Origin of the sequence: Erwinia sp. PsM31, from assembly GCF_030433775.1 — a bacterium.
GTDB classification, from domain to species: domain Bacteria; phylum Pseudomonadota; class Gammaproteobacteria; order Enterobacterales; family Enterobacteriaceae; genus Erwinia; species Erwinia aeris.
On the sequence record NZ_JARUWZ010000022.1, the window covers coordinates 19419 to 39799 of the forward strand.

Annotated in this window: 19 protein-coding genes; 16 read left to right on the top strand and 3 right to left on the bottom strand. The window is 57.0% G+C overall.

Annotation, left to right across the window (positions count from 1 at the left end; all coding sequences use genetic code 11):
• Window positions 1–38 precede the first annotated feature (38 nt).
• From flgB to flgL, 11 genes are all read left to right on the top strand, one after another.
• A complete protein-coding gene (gene flgB / locus QCD69_RS15970) occupies window positions 39–452 on the top strand; it encodes a flagellar basal body rod protein FlgB (protein WP_125290789.1) in 414 nt (137 codons plus the stop codon).
• A 3-nt stretch (window positions 453–455) separates the two neighbouring features.
• On the top strand, window positions 456–860 hold the full coding sequence (gene flgC, locus QCD69_RS15975; RefSeq protein ID WP_253454607.1) for a flagellar basal body rod protein FlgC: 405 nt from the start codon (window positions 456–458) through the stop codon (window positions 858–860).
• Between the two features lie 11 nt (window positions 861–871).
• Window positions 872–1543 carry a flagellar hook assembly protein FlgD gene (flgD, locus tag QCD69_RS15980; RefSeq protein WP_253454606.1) on the top strand — a complete coding sequence of 224 codons (672 nt, stop codon included), beginning with the start codon at window positions 872–874 and terminating at the stop codon, window positions 1541–1543.
• Window positions 1544–1569: 26 nt separating this feature from the next.
• Window positions 1570–2778: a flagellar hook protein FlgE gene (gene flgE, locus QCD69_RS15985; protein WP_253454605.1), complete on the top strand. Its 1209-nt coding sequence runs from the start codon at window positions 1570–1572 to the stop codon at window positions 2776–2778.
• Between the two features lie 21 nt (window positions 2779–2799).
• Window positions 2800–3540, top strand: coding sequence for a flagellar basal body rod protein FlgF (locus tag QCD69_RS15990; RefSeq protein ID WP_253454604.1), 741 nt, complete (start codon window positions 2800–2802; stop codon window positions 3538–3540).
• Between the two features lie 16 nt (window positions 3541–3556).
• Window positions 3557–4339, top strand: a complete 783-nt coding sequence (gene flgG, locus QCD69_RS15995) for a flagellar basal-body rod protein FlgG (protein WP_125290784.1) — start codon at window positions 3557–3559, stop codon at window positions 4337–4339.
• Between the two features lie 66 nt (window positions 4340–4405).
• The gene (locus tag QCD69_RS16000) at window positions 4406–5107 is read left to right on the top strand and encodes a flagellar basal body L-ring protein FlgH (protein ID WP_253454603.1); all 702 of its coding nucleotides are present in this window, start codon (window positions 4406–4408) and stop codon (window positions 5105–5107) included.
• 9 nt (window positions 5108–5116) lie between these two features.
• Window positions 5117–6214 carry a flagellar basal body P-ring protein FlgI gene (locus tag QCD69_RS16005; RefSeq protein ID WP_301252711.1) on the top strand — a complete coding sequence of 366 codons (1098 nt, stop codon included), beginning with the start codon at window positions 5117–5119 and terminating at the stop codon, window positions 6212–6214.
• Window positions 6214–7173 (top strand): flagellar assembly peptidoglycan hydrolase FlgJ, encoded by a 960-nt coding sequence (flgJ, locus tag QCD69_RS16010; protein ID WP_301252713.1) that lies wholly within the window; start codon window positions 6214–6216, stop codon window positions 7171–7173. Before QCD69_RS16005 ends, flgJ begins: the two co-directional genes overlap by 1 nt.
• Before the next feature lie 116 nt (window positions 7174–7289).
• Window positions 7290–8942, top strand: a complete 1653-nt coding sequence (flgK, locus tag QCD69_RS16015; protein ID WP_253454601.1) for a flagellar hook-associated protein FlgK — start codon at window positions 7290–7292, stop codon at window positions 8940–8942.
• Between the two features lie 20 nt (window positions 8943–8962).
• On the top strand, window positions 8963–9928 hold the full coding sequence (gene flgL / locus QCD69_RS16020) for a flagellar hook-associated protein FlgL (RefSeq protein ID WP_253454600.1): 966 nt from the start codon (window positions 8963–8965) through the stop codon (window positions 9926–9928).
• A 98-nt stretch (window positions 9929–10026) separates the two neighbouring features.
• On the opposite strand, the gene QCD69_RS16025 is transcribed toward flgL, so the two are convergent.
• Both QCD69_RS16025 and rne read right to left on the bottom strand, forming a co-directional pair.
• Complete coding sequence (locus QCD69_RS16025; protein WP_301252714.1) at window positions 10027–10599, bottom strand: flavin reductase family protein; 573 nt, start codon at window positions 10597–10599, stop codon at window positions 10027–10029.
• A 535-nt stretch (window positions 10600–11134) separates the two neighbouring features.
• Window positions 11135–14959, bottom strand: coding sequence for a ribonuclease E (rne, locus tag QCD69_RS16030; RefSeq protein WP_301252716.1), 3825 nt, complete (start codon window positions 14957–14959; stop codon window positions 11135–11137).
• Window positions 14960–15528: 569 nt separating this feature from the next.
• Here rne and rluC point away from each other — a divergent pair.
• Window positions 15529–16491, top strand: a complete 963-nt coding sequence (rluC, locus tag QCD69_RS16035) for a 23S rRNA pseudouridine(955/2504/2580) synthase RluC (RefSeq protein WP_253461018.1) — start codon at window positions 15529–15531, stop codon at window positions 16489–16491.
• A gap of 429 nt (window positions 16492–16920) precedes the next feature.
• Here rluC and QCD69_RS16040 read toward each other — a convergent pair whose 3' ends face one another.
• The gene (locus QCD69_RS16040) at window positions 16921–17505 is read right to left on the bottom strand and encodes a Maf family protein (RefSeq protein WP_301252718.1); all 585 of its coding nucleotides are present in this window, start codon (window positions 17503–17505) and stop codon (window positions 16921–16923) included.
• Window positions 17506–17647: 142 nt separating this feature from the next.
• Between QCD69_RS16040 and yceD the strand changes: the two genes are divergently transcribed.
• Genes yceD through QCD69_RS16060 form a run of 4 tightly spaced genes read left to right on the top strand, consistent with a single transcriptional unit; the run spans window position 17648 to window position 20369 of the window.
• The gene (gene yceD, locus QCD69_RS16045) at window positions 17648–18169 is read left to right on the top strand and encodes a 23S rRNA accumulation protein YceD (RefSeq protein WP_125290775.1); all 522 of its coding nucleotides are present in this window, start codon (window positions 17648–17650) and stop codon (window positions 18167–18169) included.
• Between the two features lie 14 nt (window positions 18170–18183).
• A complete protein-coding gene (gene rpmF, locus QCD69_RS16050; RefSeq protein ID WP_013025362.1) occupies window positions 18184–18354 on the top strand; it encodes a 50S ribosomal protein L32 in 171 nt (56 codons plus the stop codon).
• 23 nt (window positions 18355–18377) lie between these two features.
• Window positions 18378–19409: a phosphate acyltransferase PlsX gene (gene plsX, locus QCD69_RS16055; protein ID WP_301252720.1), complete on the top strand. Its 1032-nt coding sequence runs from the start codon at window positions 18378–18380 to the stop codon at window positions 19407–19409.
• A 6-nt stretch (window positions 19410–19415) separates the two neighbouring features.
• Window positions 19416–20369, top strand: a complete 954-nt coding sequence (locus QCD69_RS16060) for a beta-ketoacyl-ACP synthase III (RefSeq protein ID WP_125290773.1) — start codon at window positions 19416–19418, stop codon at window positions 20367–20369.
• Window positions 20370–20381: the final 12 nt, after the last annotated feature.

A 20381-nucleotide genomic window follows, 5' to 3' on the forward strand; every position in this document is an offset into this window, starting at 1 on the left:
TATTCTCTCCCCACTGAATTTTCAATTGCGGAGGAAACATGCTCGACAAACTCGACGCAGCCCTACGGTTTAACACTGAAGCACTTAACCTGCGTGCACAGCGGCAGGAAATCCTGGCATCCAATATCGCTAACGCGGACACGCCAGGCTATCAGGCGCGCGATATCGATTTCGCCAGCCAGCTGAGCAAAGTGATGGAGCAGGGGCGAGCGCAGGGAACGGGCATGTCGCTGGCGGTCACCTCGTCACGCCATATTGCTGCGCAGTCTTCTGCACCGGCATCGATGGATCTGATGTACCGCGTGCCGTCCCAGCCCTCGCTGGATGGCAACACGGTGGATATGGACCGCGAACGTACCGAATTTGCCGATAACAGCCTGAAGTATCAAACGGATCTGACTCTTATCAGCGGCCAGATCAAAGGCATGATGTCCGTATTACAGGGGCAATAATAAATGGCTTTACTGAACATTTTTAATATCGCCGGATCGGCAATGGCTGCCCAGTCGCAGCGTCTGAACGTCAGCGCCAGTAACCTGGCCAACGCCGACAGCGTAACCGGGCCGGACGGTCAGCCTTACGTGGCGAAGCAGGTGGTTTTCCAGACCGATGCGGCGCCAGGCGCAGCGACCGGCGGCGTACGCGTCGCGCAGGTAGTGGACGATCCTACGCCAGCGAAGCTGGTTTACGAACCGGGCAACCCAATGGCCGACGCGAAAGGTTACGTCAAGATGCCAAACGTGGACGTGGTCGGGGAAACGGTTAACACCATGTCGGCGTCGCGCAGTTACCAGGCCAACGTTGAAGTGCTGAACACCGTTAAACAAATGATGATGAAAACCCTGACGATGGGTCAATAAGGAACAGACAGATGGGCATTACCGTTGGCGTTAATGAGTCACTTGACAACACAGCTATTACTTCTTCGTCGTCGACTACCGATAAAACGGCAGCCGACCTGCAAAGTAACTTCCTGACCCTGCTGGTCACGCAGTTAAAAAACCAGGATCCGACGAACCCAATGGATAACGGCCAGCTGACTACACAGCTGGCACAGATCAATACCCTGAGCGGCATTGAAAAACTGAACACCACGCTGGGATCGATTTCCGGCCAGATCAACAGCGGACAGTCTTTGCAGGCTTCCACCCTGATCGGCAAAGGCGTGATGGTTAACGGCTCGCAGGTGCTGGTCGGCAGCGGTCAGACCACGCCGTTTGGCGTTAGCCTGGAACAGGCTTCAACGGCGACCACCGCCACCATTACCGATCCTTCTGGCAAGGTAGTGCAAACCATTAACCTGGGTGCGCTCAGCGCCGGCGTCCACACCTTCTCCTGGGATGGTTCGTCAGCAGACGGCACCACCGCAGGCGACGGCAAATATAACGTGGCCATCAGCGCCAGCAACGCTACCGGACAGCTGGTCGCGCAGCCGCTGAATTATGCATTAGTCAATGGGGTTACTAACGACACCAGCGGTGCCGTTCTCGACCTCGGCACGATGGGTAAGACCACCATCGCGAATGTTCGTCAGATTATTTAACTTAACCCCGATTCAGGAATACACACATGGCATTTTCTCAGGCAGTCAGCGGTTTAAACGCAGCATCCAGCAACCTGGACGTTATCGGCAACAACATCGCCAACTCCGCAACGGTGGGTTTTAAATCCGCTACCGTTTCCTTCGCTGATATGTTCGCCGATTCTAAAGTCGGTCTGGGCGTAAAAGTAGCTGCGGTAACCCAGGACTTTAACGACGGTACGACCACTTCTACCAGCCGTGGCCTGGACGTGGCAATCAGCCAGGCCGGCTTCTTCCGTATGGCTGACGCCAGCGGCGCGGTTTACTACAGCCGTAACGGCCAGTTCACGCTGGACGCTAACCGTAACATCGTTAACGCCAACGGCCTGCAGCTGACCGGTTATCCGGCAACCGGCACGCCGCCAACCGTGCAGACCGGTGCTAACCCGGTTGCGCTGAGCGTACCAACCACGGCGATGGCGGCGAAATCCACCAGCGCAGCGGCACTGGTAGCTAACCTGAACTCAACCGACAGCGTGCCGACGACCACGCCGCTGGATATTAACAACACCAGCTCTTACAACAGCAAAGCGTCAATGACCACCTATGACTCGCTGGGTAACGAGCACAACCTGAACCTGTACTTCACCAAAACGGCTGACAACGCCTGGACGGTGAACGTGAAGGACGGCAGCTCGGCGAACCCAACCGCTGACGTGGGCACGTTCAACATGACTTTTGATACCAGCGGCCAGATGACATCCACCGCGACGCAGGCGATTACGCTGGCGGGCCTGAACGGTTCTGCTGCCACTAACTTCACGCTGAACATGGCGGGCAGCCAGCAGCAGAACACCGGCACCAGCACCTTCGGCAACCCAACGCAGGATGGTTACAAGCCGGGCGAACTGACCAGCTACCAGATCAACAACGACGGCACGGTAGTAGGTAACTACTCCAACGAGAAAACCCAGACCCTGGGTCAGATCGCCCTGGCTAACTTTGCTAACCCGGAAGGCCTGAAGTCTGAAGGCAACAACGTGTGGTCAGCAACGGCTTCTTCTGGTCAGGCGCTGGTTGGCCTGGCGGGCACCGGTAACCTGGGTACGCTGACCGCAGGCGCGCTGGAGTCTTCCAACGTCGACCTGAGTAAAGAACTGGTCAACATGATTGTGGCACAGCGTAACTATCAGTCTAACGCCCAGACCATTAAAACACAGGACCAGATCCTCAACACCCTGGTCAACCTGCGTTAATTCGGCTAACAGGGGAGTCAAATGGATCACGCGATATATACCGCAATGGGGGCTGCCAGTCAGACCCTCCAACAGCAGGCAGTCACGGCGAACAACCTGGCCAACGCCTCCACGCCTGGCTTCCGTGCGCAGCTGAACGCGCTGCGCGCCGTGCCGGTGCAGGGCGAGTCACTGCCGACCCGTACGCTGGTGACGGCTTCGACGCCGGGCTCAGATATGACCCCGGGCGCGATGGACTACACGGGACGTTCGCTGGACGTCGCCGTTCGTCAGGATGGCTGGCTGGCCGTGCAGGCTCAGGATGGCGCTGAGGCCTACACCCGCAACGGCAACATGGAGCTGAACCCGGCCGGACAGCTCACCATCCAGGGCAAACTGGTGATGGGCGACGGCGGACCGATTGCCGTACCGCAAGGCTCGGAAATCACCATTGCCGCTGACGGTACGATTACCGCGCTGAACCCTGGCGATCCGCCGAACGCCACTGTCCAGCTGGGACGTCTGAAGCTGGTAAAAGCCACCAGCTCGGAAGTCACTCGCGGCGACGACGGCCTGTTCCGTCCGACCGGCGCAGCGCAAACCCTGCAGGCCGATGCGACCATTCAGGTGATGCCTGGCGTACTGGAGGGCAGCAACGTCAGCTCCAGCCAGACCATGGTCGATATGATCGCCAACGCACGCCGCTTTGAGATGCAAATGAAAGTCATCTCCAGCGTCGATGAAAACGAACAACGCGCTAACCAGCTGCTGTCAATGAGCTAAGAGCAGAGGAACTAACATGATTAACTCTTTATGGATTGCCAAAACCGGTCTTGATGCTCAGCAGACCAATATGGACGTTATCTCGAACAACCTGGCGAACGTCAGCACCAACGGCTTTAAACGCCAGCGTGCCGTGTTTGAAGATCTGATGTATCAGACCATTCGTCAGCCTGGCGCGCAGTCTTCTGAACAGACTTCTCTGCCTTCCGGGATGCAGCTGGGTACCGGTACTCGTCCGGTAGCGACCGAGCGTCTGCACACTCAGGGCAACCTGAACAAAACCGACTCATCGAAAGATGTGGCGATCAGCGGGCAGGGTTATTTCCAGGTACAGATGCCGGACGGCACGCTGGCCTATACCCGTGACGGCTCTTTCCAGACTGACCAGAACGGCCAGCTGGTGACCAACGCCGGTTTCCCGGTGCAGCCGGCGATCACTATCCCGGCCAACGCCCTGAACATGACTATCGGTCGTGACGGCGTGGTCAGCGTGACGGTGCAGGGTCAGACCCAGCCTACGCAGGTCGGCCAGCTGACGCTGAGCACCTTTATTAACGATGCTGGCCTGGAAAGCAAAGGTGAAAACCTGTACCAGGAAACGCAGTCATCGGGCGCGCCGACCGACAGCACGCCGGGCAACAACGGCGCGGGCCTGCTCTATCAGGGCTACGTTGAAACCTCCAACGTAAACGTTGCCGAGGAGCTGGTCAGCATGATCCAGACTCAGCGCGCCTATGAGATCAACAGTAAGGCAATCAGCACGTCCGATCAGATGCTGGCCAAACTGACTCAGCTGTAAGTAAGACCGTGCCGGGTTCGCCCGGCGCTTAATAAAAGTTTTCTCTAATGATTAAAGGTTAATTCCATGGCGAAGCAAATTTCAGTGCCTGGACGCTTGTTAGTAGCCTTAGCGCTTCTGACGCTTAACGGTTGTGCTTTAGTTCCACGTCAGCCCCTGGTTGAAGGTTCGACAACGGCCCAGCCGCTGGCCGCTTCGCCGCCTGTGGTTAACGGCTCCATTTTTCAGGGCGTGATGCCGATGAACTACGGCTACCAGCCGCTGTTCGAGGATCGTCGTCCACGTAATATCGGCGATACGCTGACCATTACCCTGCAGGAAAACGTCAGTGCGAGCAAAAGCTCCACGGCCTCCGCAGGACGTGACGGTAGCGCATCCCTTGGTCTGACGGCGCTGCCTTCCGCGCTGACCGGCCTGCTGGGCGGCGAAAAAACCAATATCGACGCCAACGGCAAGAGCGACTTTGCAGGTAAAGGCGGCGCAACGGCGAACAACACCTTTATCGGCGTCATCACCGTGACCGTGAATCAGGTGCTGCCGAACGGCAACCTGAAAGTGGTTGGTGAGAAACAGATTGAGATTAACCAGGGTACGGAATTTATCCGCTTCTCGGGCGTGGTTAACCCACGCACCATCAGCGGCAGCAACAGCGTAGTTTCGACCCAGGTGGCGGATGCCCGCATTGAGTACGTCGGCAACGGCTATATCAATGAGGCACAGACGATGGGCTGGCTGCAACGGTTCTTCCTGAACCTGTCACCATTCTAAGAGGTTAAAATGCGTAAGATTATTCGATTCACCCTGCTGCTGCTGACTGCGGTCAGCGCTTTTGCCCACGCCGATCGCATTCGCGATTTGACCACGGTTGGCGGCGTGCGCGACAACTCCCTGATCGGTTACGGTCTGGTTGTCGGGCTGGATGGATCCGGTGACCAGACTACCCAGACGCCGTTTACCACGCAAAGTCTGAACAACATGCTGTCGCAGCTGGGCATTACCGTGCCCAGCGGCACCAACATGCAGCTGAAAAACGTCGCGGCGGTGATGGTCACCGGCAAGCTGCCTGCCTTTGGCCGTCAGGGCCAGGTGATTGACGTGGTGGTTTCTTCTATGGGTAACGCCAAAAGCCTGCGCGGCGGCACGCTGCTGATGACCCCGCTGAAAGGTGTGGATAACCAGGTTTATGCGCTGGCGCAGGGCAACATCCTGGTGGGCGGCGCGGGCGCTTCTGCCGGCGGCAGCAGCGTCACGGTTAACCAGGTGAACGGCGGCCGTATTACCGGCGGCGCGACCATCGAGCGTGAGCTACCGAACAGCTTCGGCGCGTCTAACGTGATCAATCTGTTCCTGAATGAAGAAGACTTCAGCATGGCGCAGCGTATTGCTGACGCGATTAACGGTCGCTACGGCTCTGCTCAGGCGCTGGATGGCCGTACCGTGCAGGTGCAGGTTTCCGCTAACGGCACCTCTCAGGTTCGCCTGCTGGCTGATATCCAGAACATCGATGTTTCCGTGCCGATTCAGGATGCAAAAGTGATTATCAACTCGCGCACCGGCTCGGTGGTAATGAATCGCGAAGTGATGCTCAGCTCCTGCGCTATCGCTCAGGGCAACCTGTCGGTCACGGTTAACCAGCAGCAGAACGTCAGCCAGCCGAACACGCCGTTCGCAGGCGGCCAGACCACGGTCACGCCGCAAACGCAGATCGACCTGCGCCAGAGCGGCGGCGCGCTGCAAAGCGTAAACGCCAGTGCCAACCTGAACAGCGTTGTTCGTGCCCTGAACGCCTTAGGCGCCACGCCGATCGACCTGATGTCCATCCTGCAATCAATGCAGAGCGCGGGCTGTCTGCACGCCAAACTGGAAATTATCTGATGAGCAACGCCCAGTCTCTGATGGGAGCCGCCTACGACAGCGGCTCACTGAACAACCTGAAACGCCAGGCCAGCAACGACCCGAAAGCGCATGCGCGGGAAGTCGCCAAACAGGTAGAAGGGATGTTTGTGCAAATGATGTTGAAAAGTATGCGCCAGGCGCTGCCGCAGGATGGTCTGCTGAGCACCGAACAGACGCGTCTTTATACCTCAATGTACGATCAGCAGATTGGGCAGGAAATCGCCTCGAAAGGGCTTGGCCTGGCCGACATGATGGTCAAGCAGATGGAGCAGGCGCAGGCGCCCGATGAGAAAGCGGGCACCGTGCCGATGAGGCTGGATAAAGACTTTATCAACACGCTGCCGCCGCTGGCGATGGCGATGGAAACAGAGCAGGAGCGGATCGTCCGTCGCGCCGTGCCGCGCCTGCCTGCTTCGCCGGACAGACCGCTCAGCGGCGACAGCGCTGACTTTATTGCCAAACTGTCGCAGCCGGCGAAAGAAGTCAGCGCCGGTACCGGTATTCCTCATCACCTGATCCTGGCGCAGGCCGCGCTGGAGTCTGGCTGGGGCCAGCGGCAGATCATGACCGCAGAAGGCAAGCCAAGCTTTAACCTTTTCGGCATTAAGGCGACGGGCAGCTGGCAGGGCAAAACTACCGAAATCACCACCACCGAATATGAGCACGGCGAAGCGAAAAAGGTGAAAGCCAAATTCCGCGTTTATGACTCCTATTTCGATGCGCTGAGCGACTACGTGAAGCTGATTGCCAACAACCCGCGCTACCAGGCGGTGACCACGGCGGCAACGCCGGAGCAGGGCGCGCAGGCGCTTCAGGCGGCAGGCTACGCCACCGATCCGAAGTATGCGCAGAAGCTGGTGGGAATGATCCAACAATTCAAGAACATGGGCGAGAAAGTAGTGAAAGCCTATAGCCAGGATATCGGCGATTTGTTCTGATTTTCCGCTCAAGTTTGCCTTATTTTTGCCGATAACGTTTAAAAGCCGGTTCCGCATCAGCGCATGCCGGCAACCGATTGTAATGCCGGCCCGTGCTGGAGCAATAAGGAACCGACATGTCTAACTTAATTAACACCGCTATGACCGGTATCAACGCCGCTTCGGCCGCGCTGAGCACCACCAGTAACAACATCAGCAATTACAACGTTGCTGGCTATTCACGTCAGACTACGGTTCTTGCCCAGGCAAGCAGCACGCTGAACGGCACGCAGTATTATGGCAACGGCGTGGCGGTGGCCAGCGTCAACCGCGAATACGATGCCTTTATTACCAATCAGCTGCGCAGCGCCAGCACCCAGTCCAGCGCGCTGACCACGCAGTACAGCCAGCTGTCCAACATTGACGATATGTTTTCCAGCACCACCAATACGCTGTCGACCACCGTGCAGGATTTCTTCTCTTCGCTGCAAACGCTGGTCAGCAACGCCTCCGACTCGTCTTCGCGTCAGGCGGTATTGGGTAAGGCCGACGGTCTGGTTAACCAGTTCAGGGTTACGGATACTTATTTACGTAACGTAGACAGCAGCCTGAGCACCTCGATCACCTCCAGCGTCGATCAGATCAACGGCTACGCTAAGCAGATCGCCAATATCAACCAGCAGATCACCAAGCTGAAAGGCGCGGGCGCGGGCAACGAGCCTAACGATCTGATGGATCAGCGCGATCAGCTGGTCAGCGATCTGAACAAAATTGTCGGCGTAACCGTCAGCCAGCAGGACGGCGGCAGCTATAACATCAGCATCGGCAACGGTATTTCGCTGGTGCAGGGCGACAGCTACAGCAAGCTGGCCTCCGTTTCTGCCAGCAGCGATCCGAGCCGTAAAACTATCGCTATGGTGGATAATACCAGCGGTAAGGCGACGGAAATCCCGGAAAGCCTGGTGACCACCGGCTCGCTGGGCGGCCTGCTGGCTTTCCGCACCGATCTGGATAATACCCGTAACCAGCTTGGCCAGATGGCGATGGCGCTGGGCGACAGCTTCAATACCCAGCACAAAGCGGGCTATGACAGCAACGGCGACGCGGGCGAGGCCTTCTTTAACCTCGGCGGCCCGTCGGTGACGTCCAACACCAATAACAGCAAGACGGCTTCGCTTTCGGCAGCCTGGACCGATACCAGCGCGGTAAAAGCGTCTGATTATAAGGTGAGCTACGACACCAACGGCTGGAGCGTAAAGCGTCTTTCCGACAATGCCAGCGTGTCCGCGAACCCGTCTACGGACGCCAGCGGCAACACCACGCTGAACTTTGATGGCCTGCAGCTGACGGTGTCCGGTACGCCAACGGCGAAGGACAGCTTCCTGGTGAAGCCGGTTGCCAACGTTATCACCAATATGAGCGTCAATATCACCGACGAAGCTAAAGTCGCCGCTGGCGATGCCGATAATGGTGTGAGCAACAACAAAAATGCTCAGTCGCTGCTGGATTTGCAGACCAAAAAAGTCATCGGGGGCAGCAGCACGGTGACGCAGGGCTACGCCAGCATGGTTGCCTCTATCGGTAACAAAACCAGCAACCTGCAAACGACCAGCACCACGCAGGGCAACGTGGTGACGCAGCTGACCAATCAGCAGCAGTCCGTTTCCGGTGTGAACCTGGATGAAGAATACGGCAACCTGACGCGCTATCAGCAGTATTACACGGCCAATGCGCAGATTTTGCAGACCGCCACGACCATATTTAACGCGCTGATTGGCGCCGTAAGCTGATTCCTCAGAAGGATAAAATCATGCGTTTAAGCACCACAATGATTTATGACCAGCAAATGCGCGGCATTTCTGATTCGCAGGCCAGCTGGCTGAAGTCAGGCGAACAGTTATCGACCGGCAAACGCGTGGTCAGGCCCTCGGACGATCCGGTCGCGGCGGCCCAGGCCGTTGTGCTGTCTCAGGCTCAGGCCGAGACCAGCCAGTACAAAACGGCGCGTAACTTCGCCACCAGCAGCCTGTCGCAGGAAGCCACCAATCTGTCTCAGGTGACCAGCGTGATCACCCAGGCGCAAACGGCGGTAGTGGCGGCTTCAACCGGCACGCTGTCGGACGAAGACCGCTCGACTTATGCAACCACGCTCACCAGCCTGCGCGATCAGCTGATGAACCTGGCGAACTCTACGGACGGTAACGGCCGCTATATTTTTGCTGGTTACAAGTCCGATACGGCACCTTTCACTCAGGATGCCAGCGGCAACGTCGCCTACAGCGGCGGCGATACCGCCATCAGCCAGAAAGTGGATGCCAGCCGCACCATGACCACCAGCCATACCGGCAGCCAGGTCTTTACCTCGCTGACCAGCAATGCGGTGGCGGAGCCGGACGGCAGCGCCAGTGAAAGCAACATCTTTACCACGCTGAACACGGCGATTAACTCGCTGAAGCAGCCGCTGGCGAATGCGGACGGCGCGACCAAAGATGCGGCGGCAGCGGATATGGCTAAGGCCAACCGTGGCCTGCGTAACTCCATGAACAACGTGCTGAAAGTTCAGTCCGAAGTGGGTACGCAGCTGAGCGAGCTGGACAGCATTGAAGCGAAATCTGACGATACCGCGCTGAGCCAGGCGACCCAGATGAGTAATCTGGTAGATGCCGATTACACCAGCACGATTTCGTCTTACACCATGAAGCAGGCTGCGCTACAGGCGTCTTATAAAGTGTTCAGCTCCATGTCGCAGATGTCGCTGTTTAAAATGAATTCTTAGGTTTACCCATTTTGGACGCGCTTAAACCGGGTGCGTCCGTTTTTTCCCCGTCTTCAGATTAACCTCCTGACGACGGGTTTTTTTTGCCTGTTGTTTGCTTATTCCACCACCAGCGACGTGCCGGTAGTATAGAAATGTTTGCCGGCAATATAGTGCAGGCTGCGCCACTCATCGCCCGCTTCTTCAAAGTGCCAGTGACCTTCTCTGAACACCCGGCTGTCAGCCCACGCGCTTTTAATTTCCCCGATAAATAAATCATGATCCTGCTGATTTTGTTCAAGCGGGATAAGATGACAAAAAAGCCAGGCGGCACAGCCTGCCACCAGCGGCGGCGCAACTTCCGGCACGGAGAAAAGATCCACGCCCGATTTCAACAGCTTATCCTGCTCTTGATGGCGTGAATGGGTGCCCAGGTAATGCACAAGGTCGGCCTGCGCGGCGGTGGGAACCTGGATAACAAACTGACCGCTGGCTTCAATCAGGCGGCGGGTAAAGGCGCTTTTATCAAGCACCACCGTTAATTTTGCCGGTTTGAAATCCAGTCCGCACGCCCAGGCGGCGGACATCACGTTTTCGACGCCTTCATGTGTTGCCGACACCAGGATTGTTGGGCCGTGATTGATCAGCCGATAAGCTTTTTCGAGTTCAACAGGTTGAAAAAAAGCATCCATAAATAGCCTCCTTTGAAATGGATAAATAAAGCTAAGCGTGGCGGCGGGATATGACAATGCCGGATGGCATCCCTTCACCGGAGTAACCGCTTCCGGTAACGAAACCACGTGTAAAACAGTCGCTTCTGCATGTCATTTGCTGACAATCTGCACTGCCCGTACCAAAAGGAAGCGACACGCCGGGTAAACCGGTTATGTTAAGCGGCACCGTCGCCCCTTGCAGACAGGTTGCGTCAACGCTTTGCCCCGCAATAGTAAACTGTTCAACGCCATGTTTATGAGCAGGAACTGGCAGCACTTACGTAATCAGCACGTCATAGCGTGAAAAATAATCGGCAACGCCATCGCGTAGCCGCCTGGCCGGCCTGATCCCGACCAAGGCCGGAAATCGAGCGTTTGGCGCGGATAATTACTATCAAAAATAATGATTAATAGCGGAGAAGCGGCGCATATCGCGCAGCCAGCATAGTACTGCGCCAGCTCAGGCAAAAAAAAGCCCCGGTCACTGACCGGGGCTTTTTATCAGCCTTGCTGCTTACTCAGGGCGGGTAGCCGGAGCCGTCGCCTGATGAGTGGCGGCATGACCACCTGCGGAACCTTTGCCTTCAAAGTTGAAGGAAGGACGCACCCAGTCGCTGTTGCGAGCAGGTTCTGCCTGGTACTCAGGCGCTGGCGCTTTGGTCATCGGTGCCGTGGCATGATGTTTAAAGGCCGGCGCGGCAACTTCAGGCTGCGCTTTTTCAGCAACGGCTGTTGTTGACGCCGGTGCTGCCTGAGCCTGTGGAGCGGCTTCAGCAGGTGCCTGAGGACGCGCTGGCGCAGCGGAAGCAACACGCGGTGCTTCAGCCTGGGCTGCTGGCGCTGCTGCTTCAGCCGGAGCATCAGTCTGCGCTGCTGGTGCTGCTGCTTCAGCCTGAGCCGGAGCCTGTGCTGCTGGCGCTGCTGTTTCAGCCTGAGCCGGAGCCTGTGCTGCTGGCGCTGCGGCTTCAGCCTGAGCCGGAGCCTGCGCTGCTGGCGCTGCGGCTTCAGCCTGGGCCGGAGCCTCAGTCTGCGCTACTGGCGCTGCTGCTTCAGCCTGGGCCGGAGCCTCAGTCTGCGCTGCTGGCGCTGCGGCTTCAGCCTGTGCGGACGCAGAAGCAGGCTCGTCGCGACCGGCAACCGGCGCGTGCGGCTCGGAAGCCACTACGGGTGCTTTGACTTCTGGCGCGTTAAGCACTTCGGCTACCTGCTGCTCTGTTTGCTCGCTGACGTCGGCGGCGAAAGCCCGATCGGCAGCTTCGCTTTCTGCGGGTTCCGCAGCCGGGAAGGCGGCCTGTGCAACCTCTTGTGCGACTTCTTCGTCAGCGGCGGAGATAACGGCAGGTTCTTCATTCACCGGCGCAGCAATCGCAGCGTTGTCGGTTACGGCTGTTGGCGCTACGGCAGCAGCGATTTCAGCCGATGTTGTTGGCTCGACAGAGACTGGCTCAGCGATATGTACCGGCTGCGCTTCGTCCTGTACGTCCTGCGGCAGGCTTTCAGCGACCGCCACGGCAACGGCTGCGGCCGTCTCTTCGTGACCGTAATCCGGCACTACCGACTGCTCAATCTCATGGTTATCAGAGATATGGGCTACCGGATAGGAGACCCACACTTTACCTGAAGCCATTTCCGGGGAAGCGGCGGCAAAGGTCAGCGGCATCGGCGACTGGTTCGGGTAACGCTCGTCACGATAGCGACGACGACGCTGGCCGCTAACGCGCAGATGACGTGGCGAACGACGTGAACGACGAGGCATGCTGTTGGTGTCGCGCTCTTCCTCATCAGCTTCCACGATATCCACCGCTTCGGTCAGGGCTGGCTGCTGTTCTTCAGCTGGCGCGGCTTCTTCCGGCGCGAAAGAGCGGGCTGCGGTTTGCTCAGCCGTCTCGATACGCACTTTCTGGCTCAGCTGGCGCGGCTTACGACGCGGCATTACCTGAACCTGCTCTTCACCCTGTTCAACAGCGACAGCCGCTTCTTCTTCTGGCAGTGCGCTTTCAACTTTTTCTTCCTGAGCGGCCAGGCGTTTTTCTTCCTGACGACGTTTGCGCTCGGCGCGCTGTTCGCGGCGTTGCTGCTGCTGCTCTTCACGCTGCTGGTTGCGAACTTCTTCACTGACCGGCGCATCATCCTGCGGCGTGACGTTGCGTTTGTTGCGACGATTCTCTTCGCGTGCTTCCGCCTGCGGATCGCTGTCGCGCACCATGCGCTCGTTACGATTGCTGTTGCGATTGTTGTTACGCTCGCCGTTGCGGTCGTTACGTTCGCCATTGCGGTCATTACGCTCGCCGTTGCGGTCATTACGCTCGCCATTGCGGTCATTACGCTCGCCGTTGCGGTCGTTACGTTCACCGTTGCGGTCGTTACGTTCGCCGTTGCGATCGTTACGCTCGCCGTTACGGTCGTTGCGTTCACCGTTGCGGTCGTTACGCTCGCTACGGTCACCGTAACGATCGCCATTGTTGCGGTCGCGACGGTTATTCTGACGGCGGTTGTTACGACGCTCGCTGCGCGGCGGGGTAGCTTCCGGCGCTTTCTCTTCTTCTTCCACCACGGCGGCAGGCTGAGGCTGTTCGGCTGGCTTCTCTTCGGCAGCGAACATCTTCTTCAGGCCACGCAGGAAGCGGCCGACCAGGCCCGGCTCGTTAGCAGCAGGCGCGGCGGCAGGCTGAGCGACAGCAGCAGGCTCGACAGGCGCTTCTGGTTCCGGCTCGTGCGGCACAGGCGGCGCATCCGGCATTACAAACGCGGCCAGAGCTGGTTGCTCAGGACGTTTGCGCTCGGCGTGCTCTTCTTCCGAAGGCAGCGCCATTTCGGCTTCATGCAGCTTTGGCAGATGATAGCTGAGGGTCTGCGTTTCTTCGCCGCTGCGCACGCGCAGCACGGAGTAGTGCGGTGTCTCCATCTGATCGTTAGGCACGATAATCGCGCGCACGCCGCCCTGGCGTTTTTCAATGGCGCTTACCGCTTCACGTTTCTCATTCAGCAGATAGGATGCGATCTGTACCGGAACAATAGCGTGGACTTCTTTGGTGTTCTCTTTCAGCGCTTCTTCTTCAATCAGACGCAGAATAGAAAGCGACAGCGATTCGTTATCACGGATGGTGCCGGTGCCGCTACAGCGAGGGCAGACGTGATGACTGGATTCGCCCAGCGACGGGCTGAGGCGCTGACGCGACATCTCCAGCAGGCCGAAACGCGAGATATGGCTAATCTGGATACGGGCACGATCCTGGCGCACGGCTTCACGCAGGCGGTTTTCTACCGCGCGCTGGTGGCGAACCGGCGTCATATCGATAAAGTCGATAACAATCAGGCCGCCCAGGTCACGCAGGCGCAGCTGGCGGGCAATTTCATCCGCCGCTTCCAGATTGGTATTAAAGGCGGTTTCTTCGATATCGCCGCCGCGGGTAGCGCGCGCGGAGTTGATGTCGATAGCGGTCAGCGCTTCGGTGGAATCGATAACGATAGAGCCGCCGGAAGGCAGACGCACTTCACGCTGGAAGGCCGACTCGATTTGCGATTCGATTTGGTAATGGCTGAACAGCGGGATTTCGCCGGTGTACAGCTTGATTTTGCTGCTGAAATCGGGACGGCCCAGCGCGGCGATATGCTGGCGAGCCAGCTCCAGCACTTTCGGGTTATCAATAAGGATTTCGCCGATATCCTGACGCAGATAGTCGCGGAAGGCGCGAACGATAACGTTGCTTTCCTGATGGATCAGGAAGGGAGCAGGGCGGCTGTCGGCAGCCTTTTTAATCGCTTCCCAGTGCTTCATACGGAAGCTTAAATCCCACTGCAGCGCCTCGGCGGATTTGCCGACGCCTGCGGTACGCACGATCAGACCCATGCCTTCCGGGAGATCCAGCGCGGAAAGCGCTTCTTTCAGCTCGGTGCGGTCATCGCCTTCGATACGGCGGGAAATGCCGCCCGCGCGCGGATTGTTCGGCATCAGCACCAGGTAGCTGCCGGCCAGACTAATAAAGGTAGTCAGCGCCGCGCCTTTATTGCCGCGCTCTTCTTTATCAATCTGAACAATAACTTCCTGACCTTCACGCAGCACGTCTTTGATATTAGGACGGCCATGAGAGGAATAGTTGGCAGGAAAGTTTTCGCGGGAGATTTCTTTCAGAGGGAGAAAACCGTGTCTCTCAGCGCCGTAATCAACGAAGGCGGCTTCAAGGCTGGGTTCGATGCGGGTAATTTTACCTTTATAGATATTGGCTTTCTTCTGTTCGTGTCCTGGGCTTTCGATATCCAGATCGTACAGACGCTGTCCGTCTACAAGGGCGACACGCAACTCCTCCTGTTGAGTTGCGTTGATCAACATTCTTTTCATCGTAACTTACTCATTATTCTTACATTAGTGACAAAGCTACGGGCATAGTAACGCTGGACGCGTCTAAACCGATGGCCCCGTGTCTCATCGCAAAGCCGTCAACCTCCCGGTTGTCGCCAGCTCAAGGGGCGCAAATCTCGGTAGCCTGCTTTTCAACTGGAAAAACAGCGCGTTTATAAAGAGGGATAACCACCAGTGGTACCAGAGTGAACCTGTCCCGTCTTGTCGTCCAGGCTGCAACCCGCAGCCCGCTAAATGCCTGATTGCACAATACGTCTTACGCCATTGCTGCGTGTATGTACGATCCGGCAAAATTCTTATAACGCTATTCTCTTGTTTCACATGCGTTGAGCCAGTAAAACGGAATCATTATTCCACTGCTAAGCTTGTGATAGCAAGGTGACTTTTCCCGCTCTGCGAAGTTTATTCCAGCTTTTAAAACGATTTGCAGCGCTTTTCAGCAAATTGCCGAAAAAACAGGCATAAACCTTCTGCGGCAGAGGTCACTGTCAGTTAAGCACAGAAAAAGAAGTGGCGCTATGCTGACGCTCTATTTAGAATCGCCAACCATGAAAACCAATACTCCAGCAGTTCAAATTGTGACTATCGCCGCCGATGACGCGGGGCAGCGCATCGATAATTTTTTACGCACGCAGCTAAAAGGCGTGCCGAAAAGCATGATTTATCGCATTTTGCGCAAGGGCGAAGTGCGGGTAAATAAAGGACGCATTAAGCCGGAATACAAGCTGGAAGCCGGGGATGAAGTGCGTATTCCACCGGTTCGGGTCGCAGAACGCGAAGAAGCGGCCGTTTCGCCAAAGCTGGATAAGGTGGCCGCGCTGGCGAACGCTATCGTTTATGAAGACGATTATATCCTGGTGATGAATAAGCCCTCAGGCACCGCCGTTCACGGCGGCAGCGGGCTAAGCTTCGGCGTAATCGAGGGCCTGCGGGCGCTGCGTCCGGAGGCGCGTTTCCTGGAGCTGGTGCACCGTCTGGATCGCGATACCTCTGGCATCCTGCTGGTAGCAAAAAAACGCTCCGCGCTGCGTTCGCTGCATGAACAGCTGCGTGAAAAGGGGATGCAGAAAGACTACCTGGCGCTGGTGCGCGGCTCGTGGCCTTCCCATGTAAAAGCGGTGCAGGCGCCGCTGCTGAAAAACATTTTGCAAAGCGGCGAGCGCGTGGTGCGGGTAAGTAGCGAAGGCAAGCCTTCCGAAACGCGTTTCAAAGTTGAAGAGCGTTATGAAAAGGCGACGCTGGTCAAAGCCAGCCCCATTACCGGGCGGACGCACCAGATCCGCGTACACACGCTGCATGCGGGGCATCCGATTGCCTTTGACGATCGCTATGGCGAAAGAGATTTCGATGCTCAGCTGGCGGGAACGGGTCTGAAAAGGCTGTTTCTGCACGCCGCCGCGCTTAAGTTCACCCATCCGAACAGCGGAGAAGTGATGCGAGTGGAAGCGCCGCTGGATGATGAGCTGAAGCACTGCCTGGCCGTATTGCGAAAAACCTCTCCGGCGAAGTGATCTTTAGTGCAGCGTTATTCGACATTGGCATGGATGCTCAGCGTCAGTAAAGGCAGGTCATAACCGGTTCTGGTAATCGTCAGCGGTAAAGACGGTTCGCCAGTGAGAGATAACGGACGATCGTATGTCTTAAATAATATGCCTTCAATAAATCAGTGATAAATTGCAGGCCCTGTTTTTAAGCGATTCCTCCCTGGCGCTACGCTAAGGCTAATGGCGGGAGGCGCTGTCCGGATAAGCGAACCGAGCGTGTCAGGGATGACGTTTTTTGCGTGTCCCGGTTCCGGATGGCCCCTCCCGCTTTCTTACAGGCTAAAGCGACTTAGCCCGTGAGGACTTACGTATAGCCTTGAACCTCCTGACAAGCCAGAAACGACCTGCCAGCCTCAAAATTTCTGACCAGCCAGAAGCTGCCGAGCCGACAGGATCCTAACCTGCCAGCGGATCCATTCCCGCCTCGCGCAGCATTTCGCAAAGCGCGATTAGCGGCAGCCCGACCAGCGTATTAGGATCGCGGCCCGTTAATCTGTCGAACAGCGTAATACCTAATCCTTCGCTCTTAAAGCTGCCTGCACAGCCCAGAGGCTGCTCTTTGCGAACATAATTAATAATCTCCTGCTCCGTTAATAATCTGAAATCCACGCTGAAAGGTTCGCAGATCGCCTTTATGCTTTTCGTCCGGCTATTAAAAAGCGCAAGGCCGGTATAAAAAATCACGCTATGGCCGCTGGCCTGGCGTAACTGCTCGCAGGCTTTCTCTTCCGTATGCGGTTTTCCGGTTATTTTACCGTCTATTACGCAAACCTGGTCGGAGCCTATAATCAGATGGTCAGGATAGCTTGCCGCCAGCGCGCGGGCCTTCTGGCCGGCAAGGCGCTGCACCAGATCTATCGCAGATTCGCCGGTCTGCGGCGTTTCATCCACCTCCGGCGCTGCGGTAATAAAAGTGAGGCCCAGTTTCTCAAGCAAGGCTTTTCTGAAAGGGGAGGTTGAAGCCAGAACCAGCTGTGTCATAATTTTTTCCGGAATAGATAGCGCAGGAGTGCAGGACATTTTAAACTATGCGCCGCACTGGTTGCGAATAATGGGTGAAAGATGCTGTTAAACGGCCTTTTTCTTTGACTCTAACTCGTTACAAAGTTAATATGCGCGCCCTATGCAAAAGGTAAAATTACCCCTGACTCTCGATCCGGTTCGCACCGCTCAGAAACGCCTGGACTACCAGGGCGTTTACACCCCTGAACAGGTGGAGCGTCTTGCCGAATCGGTAGTGAGTGTGGATAGCGATGTAGAATGTTCGATGTCGTTCGCAATCGACAATCAGCGTTTAGCGGTGCTGAAAGGCACTGCGGCGGTCTCCGTTACGCTGTGTTGTCAACGCTGCGGCCAGAACTTTCCGCATTCTGTCCACGTAACGTATTGCTTCAGCCCGATCGTCAATGACGAGCAGGCGGAGGCACTGCCGGAAGCGTACGAGCCGGTCGAAGTCAACGAGTTTGGCGAAATCGACCTGCTGGCGGTGGTGGAAGATGAAGTTATCCTCGCCCTGCCGGTCGTTCCGGTGCATGATTCTGAACACTGTGAAGTGTCCGAGGCGGACATGGTCTTTGGCAAGTTGCCTGCAGAGGCGGAAAAACCAAACCCATTTGCCGTATTAGCCAGTTTAAAGCGTAAGTAATAGGAGTAAGGTCCATGGCCGTACAACAGAATAAACCAACCCGTTCCAAACGTGGCATGCGTCGTTCACACGATGCGCTGACCACTGCCACTCTTTCCGTAGATAAAGTTTCTGGCGAAACGCATCTGCGTCACCACATCACTGCGGATGGTTACTACCGCGGTCGCAAGGTCATCGTTAAGTAACTCACGGCCCAGCCGGCGATACTTTGACACGTTTGACCCTGGCGATTGATGCCATGGGCGGGGACTTCGGTCCCTGCGTGACAGTGCCTGCGGCAATGCAGGCACTGGCGTCCGATCCGCAGCTACATCTTCTTCTGGTCGGCGATCCCGACACACTCACGTCATTACTCGCAAAAGCTGATTCCGCGCTCCGGGAACGTCTACAGATTATTCCTGCCGAGTCGGTTATTGCCAGTGATGCCAGACCGGCACAGGCTATTCGCCATAGCCGGGGTTCCTCAATGCGCGTGGCGCTTGAGCTGGTAAAAGAAGGACAGGCCGACGCCTGCGTCAGCGCAGGCAATACCGGCGCGCTGATGGGGCTGGCCAAGCTCATGCTCGGATCGTTAAACGGTATCGAGCGTCCGGCGCTAATGACCGTGCTGCCCAACGTACGGGCTGGCAAAACGGTACTGCTGGATTTAGGCGCTAACGTGAATTCCGATAGCGCTATGCTGGTGCAATTCGCGATAATGGGTGCGGTCATGGCGGAAGAAGTGCTGGCCATCAGCCGACCGCGCGTTGCGCTGCTGAATATTGGGCAGGAAGAAACCAAAGGTCTGGAAACGATTCGGGACGCCGCAGGTATTCTGCGTGACGCGCCGGAAATTAACTATATTGGATACCTCGAAGGCAACGAACTCCTTACCGGGAAAACGGACGTCCTTGTGTGCGATGGCTTCATCGGCAACGTCACGTTAAAGACAATGGAAGGCGTGGTCAGAGTGTTTCTTTCGCTGTTGCAATCGCCAGAAGGTAAAAAAAGGGCCTGGTGGCTGTCGCTGCTGGGGCGTTTGCTGAAAAAACGCCTGGCTAAGCGCTTCGGTCATCTTAACCCCGACCAGTACAATGGCGCCTGCCTGTTAGGGCTACGCAAAACCGTGGTAAAAAGCCACGGCGGCGCCAGCCAGCGCGCATTTGTTGCGGCGATAGAACAGGCAGAGCAGGCGGTGCGGCGGCAACTTCCGGAAAGGATTGCCGCCCGCCTTGAAACTGTATTACCTAAGAGTGACTGAGCGGACATGTATACAAAGATTATCGGTACGGGCAGCTATTTGCCTGAACAGGTGCGGACTAACGCCGATCTGGAAAAAATGGTGGATACGTCGGACGAGTGGATTGTCACCCGTACCGGTATCCGTGAACGTCGCATCGCTGCGCCCGACGAGACCGTGGCGACGATGGGCTTTCATGCCGCCGAGCGCGCGCTGGAAATGGCGGGTATCGATAAAGACGATATCGGCCTGATTGTGGTGGCAACGACCTCCTCCAGCCACGCCTTCCCAAGCTCCGCCTGCATGATCCAGCAAATGCTGGATATTAAAGACGCCGCGTCTTTCGATCTGGCGGCGGCCTGTGCGGGCTTCACCTACGGCCTGAGCGTCGCCGATCAGTACATTAAAAACGGTGCGGTAAAAAATGCGCTGGTGATTGGTTCCGACGTGCTGGCGCGTATGCTCGATCCTGAGGATCGCGGCACGATCATTCTGTTCGGCGATGGCGCGGGCGCCGTGGTGCTTGGCGCCAGCGAAGAGCAGGGCATCATTTCCACCCATCTGCACGCCGACGGCCGCTACGGGCAGCTGCTGACGCTGGCTAACCAGGATCGTGAGAATCAGGCACAGCCTTCTTACGTCACCATGGCCGGCAACGAAGTCTTCAAAGTTGCCGTGACGGAGCTGGCGCATATCGTTGAAGAAACGCTGCAGGCCAATAACCTTGAGCGCGAAGCGATTGACTGGCTGGTGCCGCATCAGGCCAACCTGCGTATTATCAGCGCTACCGCGCGCAAGCTGGGTATGGAAATGGATAAGGTCGTGGTCACGCTCGATCGTCACGGCAACACGTCTGCCGCCTCTGTGCCGACCGCGCTGGATGAAGCGGTGCGCGATGGCCGCATCAAGCCAGGTCAGCTTATTCTGCTGGAAGCCTTTGGCGGCGGTTTCACCTGGGGCTCGGCGCTGGTTCGTTTTTGATTAACAGGATAT

Excerpts from the sequence above, each read along its gene's own strand:
- flgB (WP_125290789.1), top strand. The coding sequence starts at position 39 with ATGCTCGACAAACTCGACGCAGCCCTACGGTTTAACACTGAAGCACTT.
- flgC (WP_253454607.1), top strand. The coding sequence starts at position 456 with ATGGCTTTACTGAACATTTTTAATATCGCCGGATCGGCAATGGCTGCC.
- flgD (WP_253454606.1), top strand. The coding sequence starts at position 872 with ATGGGCATTACCGTTGGCGTTAATGAGTCACTTGACAACACAGCTATT.
- flgE (WP_253454605.1), top strand. The coding sequence starts at position 1,570 with ATGGCATTTTCTCAGGCAGTCAGCGGTTTAAACGCAGCATCCAGCAAC.
- QCD69_RS15990 (WP_253454604.1), top strand. The coding sequence starts at position 2,800 with ATGGATCACGCGATATATACCGCAATGGGGGCTGCCAGTCAGACCCTC.
- flgG (WP_125290784.1), top strand. The coding sequence starts at position 3,557 with ATGATTAACTCTTTATGGATTGCCAAAACCGGTCTTGATGCTCAGCAG.
- QCD69_RS16000 (WP_253454603.1), top strand. The coding sequence starts at position 4,406 with ATGGCGAAGCAAATTTCAGTGCCTGGACGCTTGTTAGTAGCCTTAGCG.
- QCD69_RS16005 (WP_301252711.1), top strand. The coding sequence starts at position 5,117 with ATGCGTAAGATTATTCGATTCACCCTGCTGCTGCTGACTGCGGTCAGC.
- flgJ (WP_301252713.1), top strand. The coding sequence starts at position 6,214 with ATGAGCAACGCCCAGTCTCTGATGGGAGCCGCCTACGACAGCGGCTCA.
- flgK (WP_253454601.1), top strand. The coding sequence starts at position 7,290 with ATGTCTAACTTAATTAACACCGCTATGACCGGTATCAACGCCGCTTCG.
- flgL (WP_253454600.1), top strand. The coding sequence starts at position 8,963 with ATGCGTTTAAGCACCACAATGATTTATGACCAGCAAATGCGCGGCATT.
- QCD69_RS16025 (WP_301252714.1), bottom strand. The coding sequence starts at position 10,599 with ATGGATGCTTTTTTTCAACCTGTTGAACTCGAAAAAGCTTATCGGCTG.
- rne (WP_301252716.1), bottom strand. The coding sequence starts at position 14,959 with ATGAAAAGAATGTTGATCAACGCAACTCAACAGGAGGAGTTGCGTGTC.
- rluC (WP_253461018.1), top strand. The coding sequence starts at position 15,529 with ATGAAAACCAATACTCCAGCAGTTCAAATTGTGACTATCGCCGCCGAT.
- QCD69_RS16040 (WP_301252718.1), bottom strand. The coding sequence starts at position 17,505 with ATGACACAGCTGGTTCTGGCTTCAACCTCCCCTTTCAGAAAAGCCTTG.
- yceD (WP_125290775.1), top strand. The coding sequence starts at position 17,648 with ATGCAAAAGGTAAAATTACCCCTGACTCTCGATCCGGTTCGCACCGCT.
- rpmF (WP_013025362.1), top strand. The coding sequence starts at position 18,184 with ATGGCCGTACAACAGAATAAACCAACCCGTTCCAAACGTGGCATGCGT.
- QCD69_RS16060 (WP_125290773.1), top strand. The coding sequence starts at position 19,416 with ATGTATACAAAGATTATCGGTACGGGCAGCTATTTGCCTGAACAGGTG.